At 64.5% G+C, this 26,077-nt stretch carries 24 protein-coding genes; 11 read left to right on the top strand and 13 right to left on the bottom strand.

Annotation, left to right across the window (positions count from 1 at the left end; all coding sequences use genetic code 11):
• Positions 1-14: 14 nt before the first annotated feature.
• A complete protein-coding gene (tauA, locus tag E1956_RS27695) occupies positions 15-1,073 on the bottom strand; it encodes a taurine ABC transporter substrate-binding protein (RefSeq protein ID WP_134755249.1) in 1,059 nt (352 codons plus the stop codon).
• Positions 1,074-1,424: 351 nt separating this feature from the next.
• On the opposite strand from tauA, the gene E1956_RS27690 reads away from it, so the two are divergent.
• Positions 1,425-2,366 (top strand): LysR family transcriptional regulator, encoded by a 942-nt coding sequence (locus E1956_RS27690; RefSeq protein ID WP_134755247.1) that lies wholly within the window; start codon positions 1,425-1,427, stop codon positions 2,364-2,366.
• A 79-nt stretch (positions 2,367-2,445) separates the two neighbouring features.
• Here E1956_RS27690 and E1956_RS27685 read toward each other — a convergent pair whose 3' ends face one another.
• The 3 genes from E1956_RS27685 to E1956_RS27675 all read right to left on the bottom strand — a co-directional run bounded on the left by E1956_RS27685 (position 2,446) and on the right by E1956_RS27675 (position 4,799).
• Positions 2,446-3,096: a dienelactone hydrolase family protein gene (locus tag E1956_RS27685; RefSeq protein ID WP_134755245.1), complete on the bottom strand. Its 651-nt coding sequence runs from the start codon at positions 3,094-3,096 to the stop codon at positions 2,446-2,448.
• Between the two features lie 50 nt (positions 3,097-3,146).
• Positions 3,147-3,935, bottom strand: a complete 789-nt coding sequence (locus E1956_RS27680; RefSeq protein WP_134755243.1) for a COG4705 family protein — start codon at positions 3,933-3,935, stop codon at positions 3,147-3,149.
• 141 nt (positions 3,936-4,076) lie between these two features.
• Positions 4,077-4,799: a haloacid dehalogenase type II gene (locus E1956_RS27675; protein ID WP_134755240.1), complete on the bottom strand. Its 723-nt coding sequence runs from the start codon at positions 4,797-4,799 to the stop codon at positions 4,077-4,079.
• Positions 4,800-4,952: 153 nt separating this feature from the next.
• Here E1956_RS27675 and zwf point away from each other — a divergent pair, with 153 nt between their 5' ends.
• Together zwf and E1956_RS27665 are read left to right on the top strand one after the other, a co-directional pair.
• Positions 4,953-6,554: a glucose-6-phosphate dehydrogenase gene (gene zwf, locus E1956_RS27670; protein ID WP_134755238.1), complete on the top strand. Its 1,602-nt coding sequence runs from the start codon at positions 4,953-4,955 to the stop codon at positions 6,552-6,554.
• Between the two features lie 165 nt (positions 6,555-6,719).
• Entirely contained in the window at positions 6,720-7,484 is a 765-nt protein-coding gene (locus tag E1956_RS27665) for an ROK family protein (protein WP_232072182.1), read from the top strand.
• A 34-nt stretch (positions 7,485-7,518) separates the two neighbouring features.
• Here E1956_RS27665 and E1956_RS27660 read toward each other — a convergent pair whose 3' ends face one another.
• From E1956_RS27660 to E1956_RS27635, 5 genes are all read right to left on the bottom strand, one after another.
• Entirely contained in the window at positions 7,519-8,652 is a 1,134-nt protein-coding gene (locus E1956_RS27660) for a GGDEF domain-containing protein (protein ID WP_232072033.1), read from the bottom strand.
• 382 nt (positions 8,653-9,034) lie between these two features.
• Positions 9,035-9,817 carry a hypothetical protein gene (locus tag E1956_RS27655; protein ID WP_134755231.1) on the bottom strand — a complete coding sequence of 261 codons (783 nt, stop codon included), beginning with the start codon at positions 9,815-9,817 and terminating at the stop codon, positions 9,035-9,037.
• A 1,469-nt stretch (positions 9,818-11,286) separates the two neighbouring features.
• Positions 11,287-12,405: a porin gene (locus E1956_RS27645; RefSeq protein WP_134755227.1), complete on the bottom strand. Its 1,119-nt coding sequence runs from the start codon at positions 12,403-12,405 to the stop codon at positions 11,287-11,289.
• A gap of 39 nt (positions 12,406-12,444) precedes the next feature.
• A complete protein-coding gene (locus E1956_RS27640; protein WP_134755225.1) occupies positions 12,445-13,140 on the bottom strand; it encodes an SDR family NAD(P)-dependent oxidoreductase in 696 nt (231 codons plus the stop codon).
• A 60-nt stretch (positions 13,141-13,200) separates the two neighbouring features.
• Entirely contained in the window at positions 13,201-14,103 is a 903-nt protein-coding gene (locus tag E1956_RS27635) for a sterol desaturase family protein (RefSeq protein ID WP_134757847.1), read from the bottom strand.
• A gap of 154 nt (positions 14,104-14,257) precedes the next feature.
• On the opposite strand from E1956_RS27635, the gene E1956_RS27630 reads away from it, so the two are divergent.
• Complete coding sequence (locus E1956_RS27630) at positions 14,258-14,941, top strand: Crp/Fnr family transcriptional regulator (protein ID WP_134755223.1); 684 nt, start codon at positions 14,258-14,260, stop codon at positions 14,939-14,941.
• Positions 14,942-14,953: 12 nt separating this feature from the next.
• Here E1956_RS27630 and E1956_RS27625 read toward each other — a convergent pair whose 3' ends face one another.
• On the bottom strand, positions 14,954-16,408 hold the full coding sequence (locus E1956_RS27625) for an MFS transporter (RefSeq protein WP_232072031.1): 1,455 nt from the start codon (positions 16,406-16,408) through the stop codon (positions 14,954-14,956).
• 154 nt (positions 16,409-16,562) lie between these two features.
• Here E1956_RS27625 and E1956_RS27620 point away from each other — a divergent pair, with 154 nt between their 5' ends.
• Entirely contained in the window at positions 16,563-17,303 is a 741-nt protein-coding gene (locus E1956_RS27620) for an ArsR/SmtB family transcription factor (RefSeq protein ID WP_134755221.1), read from the top strand.
• A gap of 30 nt (positions 17,304-17,333) precedes the next feature.
• Here the strand turns inward: E1956_RS27620 and E1956_RS27615 are convergent, their stop codons facing one another.
• From E1956_RS27615 to E1956_RS27605, 3 genes are read right to left on the bottom strand one after another with little or no spacing between them, the layout of a single operon-like run.
• The gene (locus tag E1956_RS27615; protein ID WP_232072029.1) at positions 17,334-17,666 is read right to left on the bottom strand and encodes a hypothetical protein; all 333 of its coding nucleotides are present in this window, start codon (positions 17,664-17,666) and stop codon (positions 17,334-17,336) included.
• A gap of 40 nt (positions 17,667-17,706) precedes the next feature.
• The gene (locus E1956_RS27610; RefSeq protein WP_134755219.1) at positions 17,707-19,062 is read right to left on the bottom strand and encodes a pyridoxal phosphate-dependent decarboxylase family protein; all 1,356 of its coding nucleotides are present in this window, start codon (positions 19,060-19,062) and stop codon (positions 17,707-17,709) included.
• Positions 19,055-20,272 (bottom strand): MFS transporter, encoded by a 1,218-nt coding sequence (locus E1956_RS27605; protein WP_134757841.1) that lies wholly within the window; start codon positions 20,270-20,272, stop codon positions 19,055-19,057. The genes E1956_RS27610 and E1956_RS27605 overlap by 8 nt, the downstream gene beginning before the upstream one ends.
• A gap of 180 nt (positions 20,273-20,452) precedes the next feature.
• Between E1956_RS27605 and E1956_RS27600 the strand changes: the two genes are divergently transcribed.
• From E1956_RS27600 to E1956_RS27575, 6 genes are all read left to right on the top strand, one after another.
• Positions 20,453-20,899, top strand: a complete 447-nt coding sequence (locus E1956_RS27600; protein WP_134755217.1) for a winged helix-turn-helix transcriptional regulator — start codon at positions 20,453-20,455, stop codon at positions 20,897-20,899.
• A 158-nt stretch (positions 20,900-21,057) separates the two neighbouring features.
• Positions 21,058-22,083, top strand: a complete 1,026-nt coding sequence (locus tag E1956_RS27595) for a YeiH family protein (RefSeq protein WP_134755215.1) — start codon at positions 21,058-21,060, stop codon at positions 22,081-22,083.
• Positions 22,084-22,229: 146 nt separating this feature from the next.
• A complete protein-coding gene (locus E1956_RS27590) occupies positions 22,230-22,757 on the top strand; it encodes a DsrE family protein (protein WP_197732951.1) in 528 nt (175 codons plus the stop codon).
• 32 nt (positions 22,758-22,789) lie between these two features.
• Positions 22,790-23,803, top strand: coding sequence for a substrate-binding domain-containing protein (locus E1956_RS27585; protein ID WP_418789317.1), 1,014 nt, complete (start codon positions 22,790-22,792; stop codon positions 23,801-23,803).
• 78 nt (positions 23,804-23,881) lie between these two features.
• On the top strand, positions 23,882-24,886 hold the full coding sequence (locus E1956_RS27580; RefSeq protein WP_134755211.1) for a LysR substrate-binding domain-containing protein: 1,005 nt from the start codon (positions 23,882-23,884) through the stop codon (positions 24,884-24,886).
• A gap of 65 nt (positions 24,887-24,951) precedes the next feature.
• Positions 24,952-26,076, top strand: a complete 1,125-nt coding sequence (locus E1956_RS27575) for a TQO small subunit DoxD (RefSeq protein ID WP_134755209.1) — start codon at positions 24,952-24,954, stop codon at positions 26,074-26,076.
• Position 26,077: the final 1 nt, after the last annotated feature.

Raw genomic sequence — 26,077 nt, 5'->3', positions numbered from 1 at the left:
GGCCAGCGGCGGGTTTATCGGAGCTTCATGGCCGCTTCGGCGTAGGCCGGCGTCACGAACTTCGCATAGTCGGGCAGCGTGTCGCCAATCTGCTTCTGATTCTTCAGGAATGCAGACGTATCCTTGAGCGCGAACGCCGCGCGGCTCGTCTCGCCGCCGCCCAGCCATTGCGCCGAGGCCTGCTCCTCGATCGTCGGGAACGCGTAGAGCGAGAGCGAGGCCGGCACGTCGGCGGGCGTGCCGCCGATCATCTTTGCGATCGCGGCCGCCTGCGGCGAGCTGGGCGTCCATTGCGCCGTGTGCGCGCGATACTGGGCATCCGCATCGGCAATCGCCCGCACGAACTTCGCCATGAAATCCTTGTGCTCCTCGCCCCACTTGCGATCCACCGCGATGCCGTCGAACGTGGGCTTGCCGAGCTTCGAGAGGTCGCCCGAGGTGATGAGCACTTTGCCGCTCTTCTTCAGTTCCGCGAGCGCCGGATCCCACACGTAAGCGGCGTCGATATCGCCGCGGTCCCAGGCCGCAACGATCTGGTTGGGCTGCATATTGAGGATCTTCACGTTCGACGGGTCGATGCCCCAATGCTGCAGTGCGAACATCGTGTGATAGTGGGTGGTGGAGACGAACGGCACGCCTATCGTCTTGCCCTTGAGATCGGCCGGCTTCGTGATGCCCGAGCCGTTGCGCACGACCATGGCCTCGGCGTTGTTGATGTTGTCGAGAATCCAGAACAGTTGCAGGTCGACGCCCTGGCTCACCGCCGCGGCCAGCGGGCTCGAGCCGATCACGCCGATCTTCACGTCGCCCGAGGCCATCGCCGTGGCCACTTTCGCACCCGATTCGAACTGCCGCCAGTGGATCTTGTAGCCCGTGGCCTTTTCGATGGAGCCGTCGGCGATGGCGACGACCCACGGGTCCACGATCTGCTGGTAGGCAATGGTCACCTCCTTTTCCTGCGCCTGGGCGGGCTGGATCACGGCACAGCCTAGCGCGGCAAGCGCGAACGCCGTGGCGCAGCGCAGCGCGCGGGCTAAGCGGTACGGCCATTTCTGCAATCTATCGCGGTTCATGAGCGGTCTCCAGATCCGTGGCGCCGTATTCGTGTCTGTGCACGCCGATCGTGCATCGTCAGAGGGATTCTTTCGAATCGCCAGGCACGGCGTGAAATGAGTATCGACATACAAAAATCGGGCGCGTTAGTACCAGACGGAGACGATCGTTGAGTCCACGCGCGCCGGGGGCGCGGGCGCTTTTCGTGTGCACATTCGGCGGCCGTCGCACCCGGCCGGACCCAGGCCGACTGTTCATCCGCCGATTGTTCCAGCAGGCGAACAATCCCCATCGCCATCGATAAAAAATCGGCGGCGCGCGATGCTATCATCGGCATCATTTTCCCGGTTCGAATGGCAGGAAACGCTCGCATGGATACGCAGAAAGTCGAGGCGCTCTGGATGCATCTGCACTGGCTGAACGTGCTCGCGTCCCAGGGCAGCTACACGGCGGCCGCGGCGCGCCTGGGCGTGAGCAAGGCGGCCATGAGCCAGCGCATTGCCGAACTGGAGCGCGTGGCCGGCGTCGCGCTCGTGCAGCGCACCACGCGCAGCGTGCGCTTCACCGAAGCCGGGCAACGGCTGGTGGAAGAAACGCGCGAGCAATTCGAGCGCATCGCGGCAAGCTTCGCGAGCGTGCGCGAGCTGGCCGAAGTCCCGCGCGGGACCGTGCGCGTCACGGCGCCCGTCGCATTCTCGCGCCAGCAGCTCGTGCCGCGTCTCGCGCAGTTCGCACGCGCGAACCCCGAGGTACGCGTGCAGCTCGAGCTCTCGGACCGGCTCACCTCGATCGCCAGTGAGGGCTTCGACCTCGCGATCCGCCATAGCGCGCAAGTGCCGGAAACGCATGTGGCGTGGAAGCTTTGCGACGTTCACTCGGTGATTGCCGCGACGCCCACGTACCTGAAGAAGCACGGCATGCCGAAGATACCGGCCGATCTTGCGGCGCACGACTGCCTCTACTACCCGCGCGCGACGGGCTCGGGCGTGTGGTCGTTCGAGAAGGCCGGTCGCCGCGCCGGGCAACCGCGCGTGAGCGTGACCGTGAACGGCCCGCTCGCGGCCAACAACAGCGAGGCGTTGCGCGACGCCGCGCTCGAGCATCTCGGTATCGCGTTGTTGCCGGACTTCACCGCCCATTCGGCGTTGCAGGCGCGCAAGCTCGTCGTGCTGATGACCGACTGGCGGCCCGTGGGTACGTTCGCCTCGCAGCTGTACGTGGTGCGCCCGTATGGGGTGCACGTTCCGCGCGCGGTCGCGCGTTTCATCGAATTCCTGCGCGAATCGTTCGAGGGCGGCTTCCCGCTCGAATGAGCGTGGCCGTCTCTGCGCCTGCGTGCGCGATAACGCTTCGGATACCTTGATAATTCACAGGCTCGCAGAACGATGGAGTTCAAGACGCGGCAATCAGCCAGCGCACGAACCAGTCCACTGCGAGGCGCGTCACTTGTTCGAGCGTCCCCGGCTCTTCGAAGAGATGGGTCGCGCCAGGCACGATCTCGATGCGATGCTCGCAGCTCATCTGTCCAGCGGCCTTGCGGTTCAAGCCGATCACCGTCTCGTCGAGCCCGCCGACGATCAACAAGGTCGGCGCCGCGACACAAGCGAGCGCGGGGCCCGCAAGATCCGGCCGCCCGCCCCTCGACACGATGGCGCCCACGCGAGGCGCCTGCGCCCCTGCAACGAGCGCGGCCGCGGCGCCCGTGCTCGCACCGAAGAGTCCCAACGGCAGCGCCGCGAGGTCCGGCCGTGCCGCGAGCCACGTCAGCGTGCCGCCCAGGCGGCGCGCCAGCAGCGCGATATCGAAACGATACGCGGCGCCGATGCTGTCGTGCCGCTGCTCCTCGGGCGTCAGCAGATCGAACAGCAGCGTCGCGAAGCCCGCGCGATGCAGGCCCGCGGCCACCTGCCGGTTGCGCGGACTGAACCGGCTGCTGCCGCTGCCATGGGCGAACACGACCATGGCCCGGGCCGCGTCCGGGATCTCGAGCGTCCCGCCAAGCGTCACGTCGTCGACTCGAATCTCCTGCTGCAACGTTTGCATATCTCCCTCCACAGGCCGGTACCGCGCAGCCCTTCCTGCGAAGGCGCGCGTCACACTGCCGACGTACGCCGCGCCGCGCGTTGCGGGATCAGCATGATGCAAGCGAGCATGAACGCGAACAAAATGCCCGAGGCGTAGAAGCGGCTGAACTCCAGACCGCCCTGTGCGAGCGGCTTGTCGAGCAGATCGCCGAGCGTTGCGCCGAGCGGGCGCGTCAGCACGAATGCGGCCCAGAAGAGCGCCGTGCGCGAAACGCGACGCGACAGCCAAAGCAAGCCCACCACCACGAGCCCCGCCCCGAAGATCGCCGCGCCCATTTCGTAGCCGAGCCCGAGGCCGCCGCGGTCGTCGCCGGCAACCCAGTCGCCTAGCGCGGTGCCCAGCGTCTGCGAGAACAGAATCGTCGTCCAGTAGAACCACTCTACGCGTACGGTCGCGACACTTTCGATCGAAACCGTTCCTCCCACGCGATACCAGATCGCGAGGCTGGCAGCGAGGAGAACGACAATGATGGCCACGCCGCCCGGGTAGCCGAGCCCGAGCGAGCGGTCGCAGAAGTCAGCCAGCGTCGTGCCGAGCGTGGTCGTTGCCACGATCGTGGCCCAGTACAGGTACGCGTGGAACTGGCGCGCGCGAACCTGGGCCGCGACCAGCACGACGAAAGCGGCGAGGAAGATCAGCGTGCCGACGAGATAACCGAGGTTCAACGACATCGTGACCCAGTCGCCGCCTGTCTCGCCGAGCGTGGTTGCGGCAATTTTTACGATCCAGAACCCGAGCGTCAGCTCGGGAACCTTGCTAAGCGCGTGGTCTACTGCATGCCTGGCTGGGGAATTCATTGGCAATCTCCTGAGTGAACGCACTCTGAATGAATACCTTACGATTCTATTCAGCCCAGGCTTAACCCTGGCTTAACGACCCTCAGATGAATGCCATCGGCCCTGAAAGCGGGGCCGCATCTCCTTGAATGAATACTGTGGCTAACGTGTGCAACCGAGTTGCCCGGCGAGTTGCAGTAGATCGTCCACAACAAAATCCCATGCCTGCTCGGCTTTGAGATCCGTCGTCTGGTGCGCGCCGTGTTCGGTGGGGCGCGCGACAAATGCCGTCGATAAACCCAGCCGGCGCGCGGCGGCCAGATCGCCGTTATGGGCCGCGACGAGGCACAGTTCGGCCGGTTCGAGCCCGAGAATCTCCACTGTCTCGCTGTAGACCTGCGGCGACGGCTTATAAGCGCGTACCACCTCGGCGCCAAGAATCGCGTCCCATGGCAAGTCGGCGCGTTTGGCGATATCCACCATCAGTCGAATATTGCCGTTCGACAGCGGCGCGATGATAAAGCGCTGCTTCAGGCGATAAAGCGCCTCGACGGCATCGGGCCACGGATCCAGGCGGTGCCAGGCCAGATTGAGCGCATCGATCTGCGCCTCGGGAATCCCGGTGATCCCAAGCCGGTTCAGGACTTTGACGAGATTCTCGCGGTGCAGCACGTCGAGCCGCACGTACGGCCTGCGCCCGCTGCGCACTTCTTCCATGGCGGGCGAGTATTCGCGCCGCCACGCATCCGCGAATTCGAAGGGGTCGAGGCCCGGCGCGTGCCGGTTCAGAAACGCTTGCGCCTCGCGCGCGACGCCGCTTCGCCAATCGACGACCGTCCCGAAGACGTCGAACACGAGTGCCTGGATTCCGGTTGAATTCGCCATGTGTGAGAGAGATTACAAAATACCTTCATTGAATGTGCGCCAGCGCGTGGCAACGCCCCTGCTTCGCCGAATTGAACTGCGAGCCCGCAGATCGAGTCATTCAAGGTATCGCTCTTGCTATCCGGAGTGATTCCGTTCCACCAAAGCGAAATCATGTCGACAACTCAGCCCACCAGCGCATCCCCCAATCCGCCGGCCAACGCGAGGCTGGCCTCGCATCCGCACGGCGCGCCTTCCTCGGCGGCCGGCAAGCACCCGGCCCCGCCCTGCACGCTCGTGATCTTCGGCGCGGGCGGCGACCTCACCAAACGCCTGCTGATGCCGGCACTGTACAACCTTGCCGTCGATGGCCTGCTCGACGATGGCATGAAGATCATCGGCGTCAATCACGGCGAGCACGAGACCGGGCAATGGCGCGAGGGTCTGCACGACGCGCTGCAGAAGTTTGCGGCCGACAAGGCCAGCACCTTCCACGCCGGCAAACTCGACGATCACGCGTGGAACTGGGTCGCACAGCGGCTCCACTATATGGCCGGCGAATTCGAGGACGACGATACGTACCAGCGCCTCGCCCAGCAACTCGGCGGCGACGCGCAAGGCAATGTGGTGTTCTATCTCGCGGTGGGCGCGCGCTTCTTCAAGCCGATCGTCGAGCGTCTGGGCAAGGCCGGGCTGCTCAAGCAAGACGCCAACGGAGGCGGTCCGTTCCGCCGTGTCGTGATCGAAAAGCCGTTTGGCGCCGACCTCGCCTCGGCGCGCGATCTGAACCAGCATATCCTGAGCTTCGCCGATGAATCGCAGATTTATCGCATCGACCATTTTCTCGGCAAGGACACGGTCCAAAGCATCCTCGCCATCCGTTTCGCCAACGCGATGTTCGAGCCCATCTGGCGCCGCGAATATATCGACAGCGTGCAGATCACGGCTTCGGAGGTGATCGGCGTGGAAGGCCGCGGGCGCTTCTATGAGCAGACCGGCGCGTTCCGCGACATGGTGCCGAACCATCTGTTCCAGTTGCTCTGCATGGTGGCGATGGAGCCGCCCAATTCGTTCGACGCCGAAGCGGTGCGCAACAAGAAGGCCGAGGTCTTCGATGCGATCAAGCCGCTCACGCCCGGCGACGTGGTGTTCGGGCAATACGGCACGGGGCCGGCGGGCGTGGCCTACCGCGACGAGCCCGACGTCGCGAAAGACAGCCAGACGCCCACGTATGCCGCCGCCCGCGTGCATGTCGACAACTGGCGCTGGGCGGGCGTGCCGTTCTATTTGCGCACCGGCAAGCGGCTGGCCGCGCGGCACACGGAGATCTCGGTGCAGCTCAGGCGCGTGCCGTTTCGCCTGTTCCGCGATACGCCCGTCGACGCGCTGACGCCCAACGTGCTGACACTGCGCATCGATCCCACGCACGGCACGAGCTTCGATTTCAACGTGAAGACGCCGGGGCCGGTCATGCAGATCGGCGCGGTGCAGTCGTCGTTCGATTACGATGACTTCTTCACGGAGCAGGCGAACATCGGCTACGAAACGCTGCTCTATGACTGCATGCTCGGCGACCAGACGCTCTTTCAGCGCGCCGACAGCATCGAAACGGCATGGGCCGCGGTGGACGGCGTGCTGCATCCGGGAGACGGCGCGGCGGTGCGCGTGCAGGCGTACGCGGCGGGCAGCGAAGGCCCGGCCGAAGCCGAGGCGCTGCTCGCGCAGGATGGCCGCGCGTGGCGCGCGCTCACACCTGGCGAACCCAAAAAAAGCTGAACTAACCAAACCAGCGCGAACACCATCGCACTGCATGCAAGACCAACGGAGGATCGAGTGGCCAGAACAACAAGCGCGGCGAAAAACACCCAGGCAAACACATCGGCGAAGACGCCAGCCAGCACGAAGAGGAGCACCCGGAATCGCGCGCCCGCAGCACGCCGCATCGAGAACATTCTCGCCATCGACATAGGCGGCACTGGGCTGAAGGCCGCGATCATCGACGCGAACGGCGCCATGCGCACCGATCGCGTGCGCGTTCAGACGCCGCATCCGTGCCCGCCTGACTTGCTCGTCGACACGCTCGATGCGCTCGTCAAGCCGCTGGTCGAGCAGTATCCGCCCACCCATGTGTCGATCGGCTTTCCTGGCTTCGTGCGCGACAACCACGTGCTCACGGCGCCGCATCTCGGCGTGGAAGGCTGGAGCAACGTGCCGCTCGCGCAGATGCTCGGCGAGCGCCTCGGCAACCCTTCGGTGCGCCTGATCAACGATGCGGAAATGCAGGGCTTCGCCGCCATCGAGGGAAAGGGCCTCGAATTCGTCCTGACGCTCGGCACGGGCGCGGGCACGGCGATGTTCCGCGACGGCGAATTGATGCCGCACCTCGAACTCGCCCATCATCCGGTCAGCAAAAAGCACGCGTACGACGAATATATCGGCGATGCGGCGCGCCGCAAGGTCGGCAACAAACGCTGGAACCGGCGCGTCGAGAAAGTCATCGGCATTCTCGAATCGCTCGTGCACTACGACAAGTTGTGGATTGGCGGCGGCAACGCGGCGCGGCTCACTTTCGACCTGCCGCCTGACGTGGCGACCGTGCCGAACGAGCGCGGTATCGAAGGCGGAGCGCGTCTGTGGCACCCGCTTTCGCTGCGCGAGACGCGGCAGCATCCGGAAGCCACGCAGCGCACGGGCGTTTTCAAATGACCGGCCCCGCGGTCATCGCTGCATTGGCACGGCTTTAGCGCGGCGCCGCGATACCGGGCACATCGACTTCCGAAGCCGTGACGACGCGGTTGCGCCCCATCGCCTTCGCCAGGTAAAGCGCCGCGTCGGCGCGCGCCATCGCGCCTTCCAGCGTGTCCGCCGGCGTGATCCGCTCGACGCCGGCGCTGAACGTGCAGCGCACGCCGTCGTCGGGCACGCGCTCCAGCGCGAGCCGCAGCGCGTTCGTCAACGCCGCCGCGTCGCTCTTTCGCGTGCCAGCGAAAAGAATCGCGAACTCCTCGCCGCCCAGACGCCCGAACAGATCGCAGCCGCGCATCTGGCCCAGCACCACCGAGCCGAAATGCGTCAGCGTCCGGTCACCAACGGCGTGGCCGAAGCTGTCGTTGATGGACTTGAAATTGTCGATGTCGAGAATGGCGATGGAGAGCGCCGTGCCGGTCTCCCGCGCTTCGGCAAGCCGGGCCCCCGCTTTCTCCATGAACGCGCGGCGCATGAGCGCGCCCGTGAGTTCGTCGATCGTCGCGAGCCGTTCCATTCTTCGGACCAATTGATCGTGCGCCAGCATGACCATGCCGATCGACATGCATGGCGACGAGACGATCGCGAGGCCGAGCAACACGATGTTCCACGGCGACGGCTGCACGAACGTGACCGGCGGCACGAGGCCGAAGACCACCGCGCCGGCCCGCGCAAGGTGGCTCAATGCGCCGAGCCAGGCCGACACCGCGACGAATCGCGCAGCATAGCGTGCACCCGCATGCCGCGCGTGACGCAGCGCCAGGGTCCCCACGGCGATCCGTCCGTAGGCCAGCACGACGGACAGGCAAACGACCCTCGCCTCGATGCTCGGCAAGACGCACGTGAAGTACACCATCGCGGCGAAGGCAGCGGCGAATGCGGCGGACTCGGCGCGCCGCGTGGGCTGCATGCCGAAGAACTGGCGCGTGCCCTGCAGCAGCACCGCCACCGCCACGATCGTGATGAACGAAATGCAGACGATCGCCAACGGACGCGGCCGGTCGCCGGCGAACAACACCGCCGACGAAGCCACGGCCAGGAGCGCATAGGCCGCGCACCAGCGGACTACGCCCGGCACCGCGGTGCGGCGCAGCGAACCCAGGATGGCCACGCTCATCGTGCAGGACACGACCAAGATCCCGAATAACGCGAGGGGGCTGAGCATGAGATCGGGCCTGGTGGAAAAGGACGATGAATCAGGATGTTCGAAACGACGCCCTGAAAACGAAAGTAAATTGAAAAATTATTGAAGCCTTTTATTAAGGCATCAATCGCGCTGTCGCGGCGAAGACGTATCGTATCGCAGGTCCGCGTCGGGAAAATACCATGAGACCGTGGCAGTGCCAGATCAAGACACGGAACCCAATCCGCTGCTTGACAGAACTCATTCGTTCGGCTGGGCGCGGCACCATTTATTAAGCATTGCCAATCAACTTGAATATCAGAGAGCGCGCGCCAATCACCTGACCATTGAAGGCGGCTTGAATCGATCGGGCTCGCGGGGAAAGCAGCTACTGGGGATCCAGGCTCGGATCGAACGCCTTTTCACCTCTTGCGTTCTGCTCGGCCATGGCGTGCGAGAGCAGGTTCCTCGCTTCGCTGTTCGACGCGTCGATGGTCAGCGCATGGCCCGCGTTCTGCCACGCGCAAACCCAATCCGCCTGGCGCGCGCACAGGCGTGCGTAGCCAAGCAGCGCGTCGCGCTCCTGCTCGCGGGAGACCAGTTCGGCATGCATTTGCCGCGCCGCCCCGTTGCCGGGCTGTTCGGTCAGCGCGGTCATGATGGACCTGCGGGCCGGGCCGAGATTGTTCTTGTCGAGACTGACTCGCGCAATGGCAAGATTGCGCGCGACGTCGGCGTGCGCGTTCACCTCGCGCTTCATGCCAGCAGCCTGTTCGTCACGCAGACTCTGGAACGATGCGGCGTCCTGCTGGGCCGCTTCCGTGCGCGGAGGCGCCGCCACGGCCTCGGTCACAGGAGGCGGCACGGTCTCGGGCGGCGGCATGGGTACGGCCACCGGAGTCGGCATGGGCCCGGGCGGCTCGGCGTCGTGAGCGGACGCGTCCGCCACTGCGTTTGCGGGCTCCTTCACCGCTAGCATCACCGGTTCTTTTTGCGTCCCGAGCACGGCCCCTTGGGCAACCTGGGGTTCCGCCGCCATTTCCCGCGCATGATGATGCGAGTGCACATAAGCGCTGACAAAAAACACGCATGCGGCCACACAGCCGAACGCGTAAAGGTACAGACGTCCGTGGCGCGCCCCGTGGTCCTCGTAGGGACGAGCGGCCCTCATCGCCTCGCGAGACGATGCGCCCAGCTGGCTCGTGCCGCAGTGGGGACAGAAATTCAATGGCCCTTTGAGCGGCGCCCCACAACTGGAACACTGCTGCGGGCCCGAGCTGCCTTGGCCAGGTTCATTGCGCATTGGAAATGCTACGGCTTCGATGGTTTGGATCGGCTGCCGCTGCCTCAAGGCGTATTGCAGCAGATGGCGACGTCGTGAAAAACGGTGTCGGACACCGTGAATCGTTGAGTCGTGGTCGAAATATGCATCTTGAATATGGACTACTTCGCCGTGAAGATCAATCGGCGGGTCGCCGGGCGTGACGGATCTGTAACGTCCCTGTTTCGCGGCAAATCGGCGATGGTCGTGAGCGCGGTCCCGCCCCAAAACGCCGCAAAATCGTGGGCTTCATCGTACTCAATTAATACGTTGCCCACACAACATTCGTATTCCTGTCTATTTTTAATAAGTGAAAATCAGTGGGCGACCAGATGACACCGATTCACGGCAACACACGCGACTGCTTGAATCAGCGCACGCGCAGCAAAGGCCCAGTCGATGAGATGGTGCGCCGCAATAACGGAAACATGCCGAAAATACGGGCTCGCGACAAACAGTGGGTTTGATTGGCGATCGGATCTGCAGAAAAAATCAGGGCCTGTACTGATCCCGGGATGCGTCCGGCATACGGCCAGCCGCCGTCCCTTCACCCGTGCCGCTCTGCCGGAAGTGTGCAGGTCTGCTCACCATTCGAATGTTCGAGCATGAACGCCATTCGGATGGGCGTTTGTAAGGGAATCTACCGAGTGTTCGTGCAACGGTCGCCGTGCGACTCTATGTCTCAGTGCCATTCCCTATGGAGCCAGGCATGCAAGCTGAGACGCTAAAGAATGCAAGGGTCGCCGCTTTTCTGAATCGGTCGGCGCTGTGTCTGCTACTGTTGCCAGCTGCGTGCCTTGTCTGGGCACTCCAGGCGTACTCGCCACAGGATGCATGCTGGCTTTGCTTCTCGCTGGCCACCTTTTCCTGGCCTTTCGCTGGCGTCCTGTATTTAGTCTCAGCAGGATTCCACGTCGACACCCCCGCTCAGCAACTCGACCAGGACGCCGGATTTCGCGAGGCGCATGGGCACTAAGCCCGTGTGCCGTGCAGCCGGGTAGTCCGCTGTAGTTGCTCGAGCAGAAAACCTCTGGAAACAGCAGGTTTTCGAGCGGAGGCTGTTTAGCCCCCGCTCGTCCATCGGACCATCATGTGTGGCCCGTTGGGAGTCTGGGCAATGTGGCGGGCCTCCTTGCCGCGCCAGCGACGTTCGACGTTTCGCCGAGCCAATACCGCTTCGTTGACGGCGGTGGAAGCCACACGCCCGTGACGGCCACAGCCGTCATCGCGGCGCCGTGGCAGCCGCAATGACAAGCGCTATTCGCTTCGCTCTGGTCGCGCATTGCCGCGCTCGCCGTGGGCATGCCCCACGTCGCCACTCAGAACCGGTGGGTCATGCCTATCCCGGCCAGAATCTGTTTGGTGCCCGGCGCGCTAACGGTGATGCCCGGCCAGCTAACTGTCGAGCTGCCGTTGTTCTTGATATAGCCGGCGCGCGCATAGAGGCTCGTCCGCTTCGACAGCGAGTGATCGACGCCCACCTCGACGCCCGGTGCGTTGTCGTGCACGCCGCGCACGTCCCGCTCGGTGAACGCGATTTCGATCACGTCGGCCGAGCTGGCCTGGATCGTGGCGCCCAGCTCGGCCGTGCTGCTGGAATGGAAGGTCCCGAGCAGCGCCGCCAGCGATCGGGCGGGTGGACTGTCCGCGCGCTGGTAGGTGTAGTTGAACTGCAGGTTCACGATCCCGATCCGGTAGGCGAGAGCCCCGATGAAATGCTCCGTTCCCAGCAGACTCAGCGGGCCGGGCAATCCCGCAATGGTTTGCTCTCCAGAATGTTGATTGACGTAGGACATGCCTGCGTACAGTCCGTAGCCCGTATAACTCGCCCCCACGTTCAACATGTTGCCGCCCGTCGATGGCGTGGGTTGCGTGACCGTGGCCGAAAACGCGTACATGCCGTATAGCTGCACACCATTCAAATTGGGCGATTGATAGAGGATCGAATTGCTTGCGCGCCCATTTCCGGATTGTGTCGATAAGGTATTGCGGTCGACCGCCAGCACGTTGGCCGACATCGGAGACAACACTTCATTCAGGCGAAATGGATCGGTCGGATACAGGACTCTGAAGCTCGGCACGTACTGGCGGCCAAACGTGAGCGAGCCGAATCTCTCGCTGGTCAGCCCGACCCACGCCTGACGATAGAAAAGCGACGTCGTATCGGCGAACAGCGTGCCATTGTTGATGTTGTAGCCTCCTTCGAGATCGAATTGGGCCGCGAGTCCGCCGCCCAGATCTTCCGTTCCCTTCAAGCCGAACAACGAGCCGCTCGACCCGCCGCTTCGTTCCGAAAAGGCGTGCGCGCCCCCGTTGTCGAGGTACTGCATAAACGTATCGGCCACGCCGTACAACATGACGCTCGAATCCGCCGCGGCGGCATTGCCGGCGGCAAGAACGAGTGAACTTCCGAGAACGCCCGTAACGAACAAACGCATGCATGTCTCCTATGTCTCTATACCGCTTTTAGTGGACTATCAGACGCGTCCCCTGACGGGAATGAGCGCGCCCGTAATGGGCGATGCGGCCTCCGACTGCAGAAAGACGATCACGCGCGCGAGTGCCGCGGCGTCTACCCAGCGAGTCGCGTCTTCGTCCGGCATGGCGGCGCGGTTGGCGGCCGTGTCGATGATGCTGGGAAGCACGGCATTGACCGTGATGCCGCGGTCCTTGAACTCCTCGGCCATCGCTTCGGTCAGCCGTGCGACGCCCGCTTTCGACGCCGCATAGGCCCCCATCCCGGTGCGCGCCTGGCTGGCCGCGAGCGCGCCCACGTTGACGATGCGCCCGGCGCCGCGCTGCAGCAGGTGCGGCAGCGCGGCCTGCGAAGCGGACAGCGCGCTGCGCACGTTGAGCGCATACATGCGGTCCCAGGTTTCGACATCGCCGCCTTCGACCGTTTCCCAGACGAAGCCACCCGCGACGTTGACGAGGCCATCGAGCCCGTCCAGCCGCTCGGCCACCGCTGTCAAACACGCTCTCGTTGCGGCGGCATTGGTTAGATCGACGCCGCCCCAGCTCGCTACGCCCTCCTTCAAACCGGTTGGCTCTGATGCTTTATCGACGAGCGCGACCTTCGCACCTGCCTCTTCCAGCACGTTCCCGACTGCGATGCCGAGCGCACCGAAGCCACCGGTCACGACAATGCGCTTTCCTTCCAGTACCTTGCTCATGCAAACTCCAACTCTCTTTGGACAAGTAGTGATTCCTGCGTCGATGCTTGCGTGCGTGGCTCAGCGGGTGGAGTCCGCAGCCCCGTCAAGCGACATCTCGACGGCTGATTCGTCGCTATAGATCTGGCCGCCGAATTTCAGCGCGCTGTATTCGCGGCTGGACTGACACAGCGGATAGAACATCTGGTGATTCCAGCGCTCCGCCCCGAACAACTGATCGTCGCGCAAGCCCACTTCCGCAGGGTACTGCCGCGTAATATGAGCAGTGCCAAACAGTACGTCCCAGAAAAACAGCAGATTGCCGAAATTGCCCTTGTAGTGGCCGATGCCATCCACATTGGTGATCGCGTGATGCGCGCGATGCGTGGCCGGCGTGGAGATCGTGCGCTCGACGATCCACATGAGCGGGTGCAACGCACGGATCCGGTATAGCGGCGCATCCCACGCCCAGGCGCAGTGCGCGCCCAGAATGACCGCGAGCTTGACGACGACATAGGCGGCGTAGACGGTACCGAAGCCCAGGTACAGCGTCACCGCGCCAACCCATAGGCCCGGCATCATCAGGTAGTAGAAAAAGTTGTTCCGGTACGTGATGCGGATGCTCATATAAGACGCGGAGTGATGGGCGCGATGCAGCGGCCAAAGCAGCGCGGAATGCGAGATTCGGTGCCACCAGTACTGCATCATGTCGTCGCCCACGAGGAGGATGGCGACCATTGCCCACCAGGGGAGCGTGGACCAGGCATTGCGAAGGTGAGGCGCGAAACGCTGGCAGAGCGCATCGGTCACCAGCACGATGAGCGGCTGCGTGAACACCAGCAAGCTCAGGGACATCAGTAGCTCGAGCTTGGTGTCGTTGCTGGTGGCATGGACGGTGTCGCGATAGCGTTTGCTGATGATTTCGGCCATGGCGAATCCGGCTATGGCGACGGCAATCAGCAACCAGGTCATTTTCTGAGGCATACGATATGGGCCAGGTTGGAAATGGATCGGTGGTGAAGTGCGGGCGTGCGCAACGGCTTGCGTGTGTGGCCCGGTCACTGCATGATGCTGAAGTCAAACCGATAAGACTGTTCAAATCTTGTCGATTCAGGGCTAATACCGATACCTGTTCACCATGCAAGTCTTTTTCGACAATCCGTGGTTTGGAAGTCTGCCCAGAGAGGTAGCCGACGCGCTGCTGGCCTGTGCCCGGCCGCTGCGCCTCGCGCAGGGCGAAGTGCTGTTCCGGCAAGGCGATTCATTCAAGGAATCACGGGACGGTTTTTTTGGCGTCGCCAAAGGGGCGATCAAGTTCTTCGTGATTCACCCCGATGGCAACGAGGCGATTCTGACCATCATCGAGCCCGGCAACTGGTTCGGCGAGGTGATGCTGCTGGCACGGCACCCGCGGACTACGACAACCGTGGCAATGGAAGATACCGAGCTGGTGGTGGTCAGTGCGGAGGACTTTGAAGCGATGATGCAGAACGCCGCCTTCGCGCAGGCCATCGCCGTGATGGAGGCAAGACGGCTGCTGGGCGTGTTCGGGCTGCTCGCCGACATCGCATTGCGAAGCACGCGCACGCGGGTCGCGCGCCGTCTGCTCATGCTTGCCCGTGGCGACCTCACGCAGTCGAGGAGCGATCATCCGGTCATCGGCACGTCGCAGGACAACATCGCCATGATGCTCGGCGTCAGCCGCACGACCCTCAACAAGGAGCTGCAGGGGTTGGCGAAAATGGGTGTCATCGAACTGCGCTACGGCAAGATCGAAGTGAAGGACATGGGCCTGCTGGTCGAAACGTCCAATGGCGTCTGAGCGCGTGGCAGGTCAATCGTTGACACGCCGGCCCATTGATTGACGCGCTGCCGCCCGTTCGGCGGCCCCATGCCACCAGACCACCGCGGCCGCGATCGATAGCGCGCCGGCCACCATGGCGCTCATGTGCATGCCCCGTGCAATCGCGTGACTCGTGGAAAGCAGCGTTCCGCACCACGCCACGCCAAGCGCCGCGCCAACCTGGCGTGCCGCGTTCAGCACGCCCGCCGCAATGCCGGCGCGGCGATCCTCCACCGCCGACATGAGCGTGGCCGTCGTCGCCGGCGTGATCAGGCTCGCGGCCAGGCCGATCGCCGGCAATGGCAGCGCGAGCAGCGCATACGGGGCCGCCGCGCCAACGCCCGCAAGACCGAGAAATCCCGCGGCGGACAGCAGGCAGGCGCCGGTCACGAGGCGCTTCGCCCCGAGCCAGCCGAGCGCGCGCTTCGAGAGCAGACTCCCCACCGGAACCGGCAGCGTCAGCGGCAGGAACGCGAGGCCCGCCTGCATCGGCGTATAACCCTGTTGCCGCTGCAACAGCAGGCTCAGTTCGAAAAGCAGTCCGTAGAACGTGAACGCCGAGACCATCGACACGAAAACCCCTCCTGCAAAGACTGGCTGGCGAAACAGGTTCATCGGCAGCATCGGTTGCGCACGCACCGTTTCAATGACGACGAAGATCACGCCCGCCGCGAGCGCGCCGGCGGCAAGCGGCGGCTGCCAGCCGTACGCGGGTACGTCGATGACGAGCACGTTGAGCAGCCCCAGTGCCGCAATGCCCGCAGCCTGGCCCGCGAAATCGAACTTGCGCGCAGCGGCCCCGTCCCTTGCGAAGGGGGCGGCGTGCCCCACACGCAAGGTCAGGACCACGGCCGCCAAGCAGATCGGCACGTTCGCCAGAAAAATGCTGCGCCAGCCTGTGAAACCGACGAGAATGCCGCCGAGCAGCGGCCCCGACGCCATCGCAATGCCGCCCAGCCCCGCCCACAAGCCGAACACCGCTGCGCGTTCGCGCGAGCCCGTCCACGTATGGCTGATGAGCGTCATGGAAGCGGGCACCAGCAGCGCGGCGCCCCCACCTTGCAAGCTGCGCGCCGCTATCAGCATCGGCAGGCCGGGCGCGCAGGCGCACAGCGCCGACGCCACCGTGAAGCAGGCAAGGCCGGCGATATAGACATTGCGCGCGCCAAGCCGGTCACCGAGCGTGCCGCCCGTCAACAGGAGGCTCGCGAAAGTCAGCGTGTAGGCGTTCAGGACCCACTGCAAGCCCGACACACTGCCCGCCAGATCGAGCCCAATGCGCTCGAGCGCGAGATTCACGATGGACGTGTCCAGAATGACGATCACGTAGCTCAGGCACGTTGCCAGCAGCACCCAGCGTTGCTGCGCGGTGCCGACGATGCGGTTGCTATTGCTATTGCGTTTGTCACTGCGGTTGTCGATGCCGCCGTTCATCCGGCTCTTCATGCGCTTGTCCACACGCGGGCTCCCTTTGCGATGGTCGGTCGACCTGGCTGACCGTCACCAGTATCGAAGATCGCCGTGGACCGATGCTTCGATGCCTGTCGAAGCATGCGCGCGCCGATTGGCGATATGCTGGCGTCGAGTTCCGGGGGCTACGATGAACCTTTCACCCAATCTGTCTTCCACCGCATTTCTGATCGCCGACGCCGCGCGCGCCGCCATGCTGATGGCGCTGGCCGACGGCCGCGCACGGCCGGCCGGCGAACTCGCGTTTGCCGCGGGCGTGACCGCGCAGACGGCCAGCAGCCACCTCGCGAAGCTGCTGGACGGCGGCCTGCTCGCGGTCGAAAAGGAAGGGCGTCACCGCTATTACCGGCTCGCGGACCCGCGCGTGGCGGAGGTGCTCGAAGGCCTGGCGGCCATCAGCGCGAGCCGCAGCGTCCGCCGCAAGCCATTGGGCGGCGAAGCGCAAAAGCTGCGCTTCGCCCGCTGTTGCTACGATCACCTCGCCGGTCAGATTGGCGTGGCCGTGACGCAATGCCTGATGGAGCGCGGCTATCTCGCGCTGGGCGACGAGCGCAGGCTCGATGTGACCTCAGCCGGCGCGGCCTGGTTCGGCAATCTCGGGCTCGATGTGGCGACGCTCAAGCCGGGTCGCCACGGCATCGCACGGCAATGCCTCGACTGGACCGAGCGCCAGCATCACCTTGCCGGCCCGCTTGGCGTGCGGTTCCTGACCGTGCTGTGCGCCCGGGGCTGGTTGCGGCGCACGCCATCCTCGCGCGCCGTTCAGGTCACGCCGGACGGCTGGGCCGCGTTGAAGAGCGAGTTGGGATTGACGCCCGCAGCGGTCGAGCGTCTCGCGGAAGTAGAAAGCGGCACGCCGGCGCGCGCGTAATCGCGCCGGCCGCGCCCGCCGCGCCGGGCGCTATCCGGCCGCGCCTGCGCCGTACAGGTCGTCGGCGTCGTCGTCAGCGTCGCCGAGCGTGTCGGGATCGATTTCGAGCGCGCGGCAGACATCGCGCACGAATTCGTTCATGGCGGCCAGGCATTCGGGGCTGCGCGGCGGAAAATCCTCGGGATTCTTCTTGCCCTGCGCCCGCCTGATCGCACGAATGCTGGCCTCCAGTGCCCGCGCTTCGGCCCAGATCGATTGGTTCTCGGGAGGTTTCGGATATTCGCACGCCATGCCCTGATTGACGGCAACGGACACGCAAACTTTAGAGGCATGCAAGGTTCGAGCGACGGTGCGGTGCAGCAAAGCGCTGTGACGCTGCGATCATGCTGCCCGCTTCGGCCCGTCAGCCCTCCTCTTTCGTCTCGCGCAGCCTCGCGAGCAGTTGCACGAGCGCCTGCACGTCCTCAACCTGAGTACGCCATGACGAAACGCTGATCCGCAGCGCGGGCCGGCCCTGCCACGTCGTGCCGCCGAACCACGTCTCACCGGAGGCCTGCACTGCGCCGCGCAGCGCTAGCGTCTGCTCATCCGTAGCACAGCGAAACAAGACCTGGTTGAGCACCACAGGGTTGAGCACCTCGAAGCCGAGGCGCGCGAGTGCCCGCCCTATCCACTGTGCGCAAGCGTGGTGCCGCTCGACCAGCTCCGCCACGCCAGCACGCCCCAGCGTGCGCAGCGCCGCCCAGACAGGAATCCCGCGGGCACGGCGCGAAAACTCCAGCGTCAGGTTCTTCTGCGCGTCCGCGCTCGCGGACATATAGGCGGCGTCACTGTTCATCGCCTCCGCCAGCGCTTGTGCATTGCGGCAAATGACCATCGCGCAGTCGTATGGTGTGTTCAGCCACTTGTGCGCATCGGTCGTCCAGCTATCGGCCTCTTCGATGCCCGCCGTCAACGCAACCAGCGACGACGCACGCGCCCACAGCCCGAAGGCGCCATCGACATGCACCCAGGCGCCCGCCTGCCGCGCGCGGGGGATGATCTGCGCGAAGGGATCGAATGCGCCGGTATTCACTTCTCCCGCCTGCAGGCAGAGGATCGTGCGCTCATCGAGCAGCGGCAGCCGTGCGGGATCCACACGGCCCTGGGCGTCGACCGGGGCGTAGACGATTCGGTCCAATCCGAAGCCCAGTATGCGCAGCGCCTTTTTCACCGTGATGTGAACCAGTTCGGAGACCACGACCTTGATTTCGGGCGCGCCAATCAACCCCTGACGGTCGAAATCCCAGCCCTGGCGCGCCAGCAGCGCGCGCCGTGCGGACGCAAGCGCGCCGAGCGTGCAGGCCGTCGCGCTCGTGCCGAACCCCACTGCGCTCTCGCGCGGCAGATCGAGGGCGTCGAGCACCCAGCGCCCCGCGACGCGCTCCACCGTGGCTGAGACCGGCGAATTGTCGAACGTCGACGCACACTGGTCCCACGCGAGCATGAGCCGTTCCACAGCGGCCGCGGCAGGCAGCGCAGCGCCGATCACGAAACCGAAATAGCGTGGTCCGTTGGACGCCGTGGTGGCCGGCGATCCAATGCGATCGAGCAACTCGAGCGTTTGCTCAGCCGGCAAGCCGTGCGCGGGCAGCCGCTCGTCGAGCGCATCGAGCGCCGCGATCGCCTCGTCGGACGGGAAAACCCGCCGGGTGGCGTTCCCTTCCAGGTAGCGCAGGCCGCGCGCATCGGCATCGGCCAGCAAGGTCAATTCATCCATTCACGCCTCCCGTTTCAGCTTTCCACCCGGACGTCACGTGCGCGTCCGCATTCGACATGCTCCGCACGGTGACGGCCCAGAACGCCAGCGCTAACAAACTGGTCGTTGCACCCAGCACACACACCCCGTGCCATCCAGCCCTGGCGTAGATGAGCGTCGTGCCAATCGCGCCGAGCCCGCTCCCCACTGCGTAGAAAAGCATATAGAGGCTGACCAACCGGCTATGCATGTGCGCGCTACTGCGAAAAATCAGGCTTTGATTGGTCACGTGCAGGGCCTGGCCACCCAGATCGAGCAGCACGATACCGGGCAGCAACGCCCACAGTGAGTGCTCGAGCATTGACAGCGGCCACCAGGCCAGCAACAACGCCGCCAGCGCGGCAGCACTGGTGCGTTGACTCCAGCCCCGGTCGGCCCATCGCCCGGCGCGCGCCGCGGCGAGCGCACCCACCGCACCGGCCAGCCCGAAAGCACCAATCGCGGTGTGAGAAAAATGGTAAGGCGGCGCGCTCAACGGCAGCACCAGCGCGCTCCAGAAGATGTTGAAGGTCGCGAACATCAGTAGCGCGAGCATGCCACGGATTTGCAGCACGCGGTCCGCGCGTAACAGCGCCAGCATCGTGACAATCAGGCTCGGATAGCTGAGCGCGCTGGGCGCGCTAGCAAGGCGCGGCAGCCGCCGCCATAACGGCACGGCAAACGCCAGCATGATGGCAGCGGAACAGACGTAGACACCGCGCCAGCCGAACAAGTCGCTTACGCCGCCCGCGAACACGCGCGACAGCAAGAGGCCGATGAACACGCCGCTGCCCGCCGCGCCGACCACGCGCCCCCGCTCATGCGGCGCGGCGGCAGCGGCCGCATAGGCGATCAGCCCCTGTGTCATCGCCGTGCCCAACATGCCAACAGCCAGCATGCCGGCGAGCAATACCGGCACGGACCGCGCGAGGCTCACCACGGCCAGCGCGCCAACCAGCGCCAGCAGTTGCGCGATCATCAGGCGGCGCCGCTCCACCCTGTCGCCCAAGGGCACGAGCAGCAGCAACGCCAATGCGCAACCGGCCTGCGTAGCCGTGATGACGCCTCCGACGGCGGCACGGCCAATGCCAAAATCATGTGCCAGCGCATCGAGCAGCGGTTGCGCGTAATACACGTTGGCGACGCTCATGCCGCTGGCAGCCGCGAACAGCAAGACGAGGCCGCCCGGCATGTCCACTCGTGAGATCACCTCGCCAGGTTCGACAGACAAAGCAAGCTCTATGGGTTCCGTATCCATGGCATCCAACCTAGTTGCAAAATGAAACTGATTGAATCATAGGCGGACTAGTTTTAAAATGCAACTACACGAGACGCCACTTTTCGTCCGGGGATCTCGTCAAGAGGAATTGCCATGACACGCCAAAAATCGACCAACAAGGAGACCTGCCCCGTCGCGCGCTCGGTAGACGTGATTGGCGACCGGTGGTCGCTCTTGATCCTGCGCGATGTCTTCGACGGGATTTACCGCTTCGGCGACATCCAGCGCAATCTGGGCGTGGCGCGCAACATTCTGTCCGGACGCCTGGCCAGTCTCGTCGAAGAGGGCATCCTTGAAACGCGCCCGGCATCGGATGGCACGGCCTATCAGGAGTACGTATTGACGGCCAAAGGGGAAACGCTGTTTCCGGTGATCGTCGCGCTTCAGCAGTGGGGCGAGCGCCACCTGTTCGCGCGCGGCGAGCAGCACTCGTCGCTGATCGACAAGGCAACGGGCAAACCGCTGCTTTTCATGTCTCCCCGGACCCGTGAAGGTCACGAACTCGCGCCTCGCGATACCGAGGTCAAGAAGCCGGCTTGAAGAAGCCGCTTTTCCCGCGCAAGCGTCAATACCTGCGAATCCCCCATCGTAAGCGGGATGAAATCATAAGGCAGTTCGATATATATCATCAAACATAACGATTTTTCCGATCGTTGTGAGGTCTCTAGACTTGGCCTATCCATTCACTCGATTCGGCCATGTCTACCCAAACCCCCGCCATTGCGCTCTTACCCGATCGCCCCAGGCCCTGGGCCGGCCTCGTCCTCACCACCGGTATTGCAATCGCTGCATTGCTGGCCGGCCGCGATGTCCCGTTGATCGGCGGCCCGGTGTTCGGCATTGTCTTCGGGATACTCGCGCGCCATCTGTTTGCGCCTGGCGCATCGTTTGAACCGGGCATCCGCTTTGCCGCGAAGCACGTTCTGCAATGGTCGATCATTGCGCTTGGCGCGGGGCTCAGCCTGGCTCAGGTTGCCCACACCGGGCTCGATTCGCTGGCCGTCACGACCGTCACGGTCACGACCGCCGCACTCGCCGCGTGGATCGTCGGCCGCCTGCTCGGCGTGGGCGATCGCCTCACCTTGCTGATTGGCATTGGCACCGCGATCTGCGGCGGCTCAGCCATCGCGGCGGTCTCCCCGATCGTCGAGCCCGAGGCTCACGAGACGGCGTTTGCCATTTCCACCATCTTTCTGTTCAACGTTGTCGCCGTGCTCCTGTTCCCCGTGCTTGGCCACTGGCTCCATCTCTCCAATGCCGGCTTTGGCATGTGGGCGGGCACGGCGATCAACGACACCTCCTCTGTGGTGGCGGCCGGATACAGCTACAGCAAGGAGGCCGGCGACTTCGCCACGATCGTCAAGCTCACGCGGGCCACGCTGATCATGCCCATCTGCCTCGTGCTCGCGCTCCTCGCCGCGGGCCGCGCAAAGCGCAAGGGAGCCGGAAACTTCCGGCTCGCACGCATATTCCCATGGTTCATCCTGTGGTTTCTGGTTGCGTCGGGCTTGCGGACGGCCGGCGTGATTCCCGAGGCCGCGCAGCCCGCCATTCACTGTGCGGCCGAATTCATGATCATTCTCGCGTTGACGGCGATTGGCCTTTCGTCGAATCTGCGCCAGATGGCAGCCACGGGCGTACGCCCGATCGTCCTTGGACTGGGCGTTTGGGTGGCCGTTTCGGTCAGCAGCCTCGTCGTGCAATACGCAATGGGGCAAATCTGAACGTTATCGGCCGAACCGCTGCAGCCGCGCCGTGAATCGGCGACGTGCGAGCGACCTTCCCTCTCCGTCGGATTTCAACTATGACACGCTCACCTGCTCGTAGAACTTTCGCAGTCCTTCAATTCAAGATTTGGGCTGCGGCTGCATTGGTCGGCATCGCAGCCGTCCCGGCCTGCGCCGCGCCCGCCGATGCCCCGAACTTCTGGACCACGCCGACCATCGAGCATTACGGAAAAATGCATGACCTCCCGAACGGTGCATTCAGGCCACAGCCGGGTCAGGTCTACAAGGTCGTCTTCGCATTGACCCAGGCGCCTGCGCAGCCCGACAAAGTCGATCCCGCGCTGGACCACGTGGCGCGCACCGTGAATCTCTATGTTGCGGCGGGCGTGCCGCTCGACAAGCTGAAGTTCGTTGCCGTCGCCTACGGCGCGGCCACCCCGCTCGCGCTCGACGACGCGCATTATCGCGCCGCCTTTGGCGTGGCCAATCCCAATCTGCCGTTGATCGACGCCTTGAAAAAGGCCGGCGTGACGATAGCGGTTTGCGGCCAGGCGGTGGCAGAACATCATTTCGCCTACGACTGGATCGATTCGCGCATCACACTCGCGCTCTCGGCGCTCACCACCATCACGACGCTGCAGCAGCAAGGCTATGCATTGATGCCGCTGTGAACCTGCATTGACCGAACACAGGAGTCCACAGGATGTTGATCCCCAAGCACATGAAGCGCTCCGCGCTCATCACGTGCACCGTTGGCGTCATGGCCTTCGGGCTCGCCCACGGGCAGAGCATGCCCACGCACGACACATCGGGTGCGGTAAAAAACGAAGCCCTCTCTCCACCATGGCAACACGGCGCCAACAACGATCGCACGGAGCGCGGCCTCGACTTCACCGAACCCGATGCCGACAATCTGGCCGACTTTCACGGCGACCCGTTTCACGCCGCGCTCTCGCTGTACGTCGGCGGCAACTACTTTTTCGCCATGGCGCCGCTCGTGAAGATGTTCGAGACACGTTATCCGCAATACAAGGGGCGCGTCTACTGGGAGACGATTCCACCGGGTCTGCTGGCGAAGCAAATGGAGGCTGACGGCACAATCACCGTTGGCAACATGACGTGGACTGCGAAGCCCGACGTGTACCTGGCGGGACTCAAGGCCGTGCAGAAGGAGATTCAGGCGGGTCGGCTGACTGCGCCCGCGGTGCCCTATGTCACGAACACGCTGACGATCATGGTCGCGAAAGGGAATCCGGAGCACATTGCCGGGCTGGCCGATCTGGCCAGGCCCGGCCTGCGGCTCGCCATGCCTAACCCGGCCTTCGAAGGCGTCGCGCGGCAGATCAAAGCTTCGCTCGAACATGCGGGCGGAAGCGCGCTCGTCAACACCGTCTACGGTGCGAAGGTCGCGGATGGATCGACGCTGCTCACCCATATCCATCACCGGCAGACGCCGCTATGGATCATGTCGGGCAAGGTTCAGGCCGGCATGACCTGGCAGTCCGAAGCGGTATTTCAGGAACAGGCGGGCCACCCGATCGAAGATGTGAGCATTCCCGCGCAGGACAACGTGACCGCGATCTATGCGGGCGCGCTTGCAGCGCATGCGCCGCATCCCGAGGCCGCGAAGCAGTGGCTCGCATTCATCCGCTCGCCCGCCGCGCTCGCGATATTCGAACAGTACGGGTTCCACGCGTACCGCGCCAACCCCGGCTGAATCTCTTTGACAGCGGGCGCTACCCGGTACGCCCACCCGCATGGCAGATTTGCCGCGACTGCATCGGAGAAGCCCTTCGTGAACCTGCATCAACTCCGTTTCATACGCGAGGCGGTACGCCAGAATCTCAATCTGACGGCTGCCGCGAGGTCTCTGTACACGTCCCAACCGGGCATTTCAAAGGCCATCATCGAGCTCGAGGATGAACTGGGCATCGAGATCTTCTCTCGCCACGGCAAGCGGCTGCGCGCCGTCACCGCACAAGGCAAGCTCGTCGTGGCAGCGGCCGAGCGAATCATGGGCGAGGTGGACGCACTCAGGCGTGTGCGGCTCGACTACGCGATGCAGGATCAGGGCGAGCTGGTCATTGCGACGACTCATACGCTGGCACGCTACTGGCTCCCGCAGGCGATCGCCGACTGGCGCTCGCGGTTTCCGAAGATGGCGGTTGCGGTGATGCCGGTCACGCCCGCGCAGGCGATCGAGATGGCGCGCGATGGCAGTGCGGACCTCGCCTTGACGACGGCCGATTTGCCGGACGACGACCTGCTGATGAGCTTCCCGTGTGCCAGCTTGAACCCCATGGCCATTTTCGCGGCAAGCCATCCACTGGCGAGGCGGCCACGCGTCGAGTTCGCCGAGATTGCCGCGGAAAAGCTCGTCGTCGAAGACGAAATGTTCGGCCAGGGAGCGCTATTGAGCTCCACCGGCCTGAAACTCGACGTCGCCGTGCGTGCCTGCGACGCGGAGACGGTGAAGGCCTGTGTCGGTCTCGGGCTCGGCGTCGGGATCATCGCCGACCTCGCCTTCGATCCGCGGCGCGACCACGGCCTGCGCGCATTGCCCATTGCGGCAGCACAGGCACGGCAGGCGCGCATCGCGCTCAGACGCGACGCCGTTCCTCGCCACAGTGTGCAAGCGCTGGCTGAGTTGCTCTCGTCCGGCGCGCCGAAGGACCCTGCCCGCCAGCTAATTGCGACAGAGCCTATCGCGCAAATGACGAGGCCCGAGAACGTGACCCCGCTGCGTCGTCCATTGCCGCGTGCCCCGGCGCTCGAGCGCAAGCCCGCACAGGCCGGATAGCGAAACTCGCGCGCGGGCGTCCATCGCCTCCTGTCACATTCCAACCCCTGTTCGGAGACGTTTCCATGAATACGATAACCATGCAGCCGATTGAACACGAACGCGCCGCGAGTGTCTGGGACCAGCGCGCATGGCGCATTGCGGCCATCTCGCTCGCCCCAGTGCGGATCATTCAGGGCTTCATTTATTGGGGCGGAGGCTCGCGCCGCTTCATCTATGCGCCGAGCAAGCTCGATCCGCATGCCGGCCACTGGATGGCCAACAAGTTCCAGACGGCCATGCCGGGTGCGCTGCTGGGGATGGGACACGTCATCAGTTTCCTGCTCCATCACTTCTACGCGCTGTATGCAGGGGTGATCCTGTTTAGCGCGGCGGAGCTGATCGTCGGACTTCTGCTGATCCTGGGTCTCTTCACGCGCGCCGCCGCGCTCGCGTCGATGGGCTTCTCGGTTCTGCTGATGCTGATGTTCGGCTGGCAGGGCGCGACCTGCATCGACGAATGGACCATGGCGTCCTGCAATCTGGCGATGGGGGCGACATTGCTGCTGGCCGGCGGCGGCGCCTGGTCGCTCGACAACGTCCTGTTGCGCCGCAAACCACAACGCGCAACGAACCCCGGGTTTCGCTGGGCTTCTGGCTGCGCGGCGTTGCCGCTGTCCGATACGGCCTTTCGCAAGCTCGCGCTGGCGGTACTGTCCTTTACGATCGTGTTCGTTGTTGGGACCTATAGCTATTTCCGCGGCTCTGTCCTGTCGCCTTTCCACAGCGGCCCGGTCAGCCCGACCGTGCATCACCTGACACTGACCGATGCTGCGCTGTTGCCGAACGCGGGCGTGCGCTTTCACATCGCGCTGGATGCCGGCACGCCCGAGGCCCCGGTTCATGTCGTGAGAGCCGCGCTGCTGGATGCACTCGGCAGCCCCGTCGCGCAGTGGGACGCAGCCACGCTCTCGATGATGCCGAAGAGCGCGTTCGAGAACGACTACGCCTATAACCGGTTCGGTCCGGGGTCGTTCGGCTGGCGTGCGGCCATGGGAGCCGAGTCGACCATCACGTTGCCCGCGCCCACCTCCGCAGCGGCGCCGCTTGCCCGCGCGAAAACCTTGCAAGTGACCGATGTCGACGGGCGGAGCTTTTCGGCGCCACTGCAAAACGCGGCGGCGCCAGCCACGACGAGCGGCCTGCATTGAT

This window comes from Paraburkholderia pallida (genome assembly GCF_004524855.1).
Taxonomy (GTDB): domain Bacteria; phylum Pseudomonadota; class Gammaproteobacteria; order Burkholderiales; family Burkholderiaceae; genus Paraburkholderia; species Paraburkholderia oxyphila.
This window is presented reverse-complemented; position numbering and strand designations above follow the sequence as displayed.

Excerpts from the sequence above, each read along its gene's own strand:
- tauA (WP_134755249.1), bottom strand. The coding sequence starts at position 1,073 with ATGAACCGCGATAGATTGCAGAAATGGCCGTACCGCTTAGCCCGCGCG.
- E1956_RS27600 (WP_134755217.1), top strand. The coding sequence starts at position 20,453 with ATGACACGCCAAAAATCGACCAACAAGGAGACCTGCCCCGTCGCGCGC.
- E1956_RS27620 (WP_134755221.1), top strand. The coding sequence starts at position 16,563 with ATGAACCTTTCACCCAATCTGTCTTCCACCGCATTTCTGATCGCCGAC.
- E1956_RS27645 (WP_134755227.1), bottom strand. The coding sequence starts at position 12,405 with ATGCGTTTGTTCGTTACGGGCGTTCTCGGAAGTTCACTCGTTCTTGCC.
- E1956_RS27595 (WP_134755215.1), top strand. The coding sequence starts at position 21,058 with ATGTCTACCCAAACCCCCGCCATTGCGCTCTTACCCGATCGCCCCAGG.
- E1956_RS27625 (WP_232072031.1), bottom strand. The coding sequence starts at position 16,408 with ATGAAGAGCCGGATGAACGGCGGCATCGACAACCGCAGTGACAAACGC.
- E1956_RS27680 (WP_134755243.1), bottom strand. The coding sequence starts at position 3,935 with ATGAATTCCCCAGCCAGGCATGCAGTAGACCACGCGCTTAGCAAGGTT.
- E1956_RS27585 (WP_418789317.1), top strand. The coding sequence starts at position 22,790 with ATGTTGATCCCCAAGCACATGAAGCGCTCCGCGCTCATCACGTGCACC.
- E1956_RS27630 (WP_134755223.1), top strand. The coding sequence starts at position 14,258 with ATGCAAGTCTTTTTCGACAATCCGTGGTTTGGAAGTCTGCCCAGAGAG.
- zwf (WP_134755238.1), top strand. The coding sequence starts at position 4,953 with ATGTCGACAACTCAGCCCACCAGCGCATCCCCCAATCCGCCGGCCAAC.
- E1956_RS27675 (WP_134755240.1), bottom strand. The coding sequence starts at position 4,799 with ATGGCGAATTCAACCGGAATCCAGGCACTCGTGTTCGACGTCTTCGGG.
- E1956_RS27610 (WP_134755219.1), bottom strand. The coding sequence starts at position 19,062 with ATGGATGAATTGACCTTGCTGGCCGATGCCGATGCGCGCGGCCTGCGC.
- E1956_RS27635 (WP_134757847.1), bottom strand. The coding sequence starts at position 14,103 with ATGCCTCAGAAAATGACCTGGTTGCTGATTGCCGTCGCCATAGCCGGA.
- E1956_RS27575 (WP_134755209.1), top strand. The coding sequence starts at position 24,952 with ATGAATACGATAACCATGCAGCCGATTGAACACGAACGCGCCGCGAGT.
- E1956_RS27685 (WP_134755245.1), bottom strand. The coding sequence starts at position 3,096 with ATGCAAACGTTGCAGCAGGAGATTCGAGTCGACGACGTGACGCTTGGC.
- E1956_RS27690 (WP_134755247.1), top strand. The coding sequence starts at position 1,425 with ATGGATACGCAGAAAGTCGAGGCGCTCTGGATGCATCTGCACTGGCTG.
- E1956_RS27605 (WP_134757841.1), bottom strand. The coding sequence starts at position 20,272 with ATGCCGGGCGGCCTCGTCTTGCTGTTCGCGGCTGCCAGCGGCATGAGC.
- E1956_RS27640 (WP_134755225.1), bottom strand. The coding sequence starts at position 13,140 with ATGAGCAAGGTACTGGAAGGAAAGCGCATTGTCGTGACCGGTGGCTTC.
- E1956_RS27655 (WP_134755231.1), bottom strand. The coding sequence starts at position 9,817 with ATGAGGGCCGCTCGTCCCTACGAGGACCACGGGGCGCGCCACGGACGT.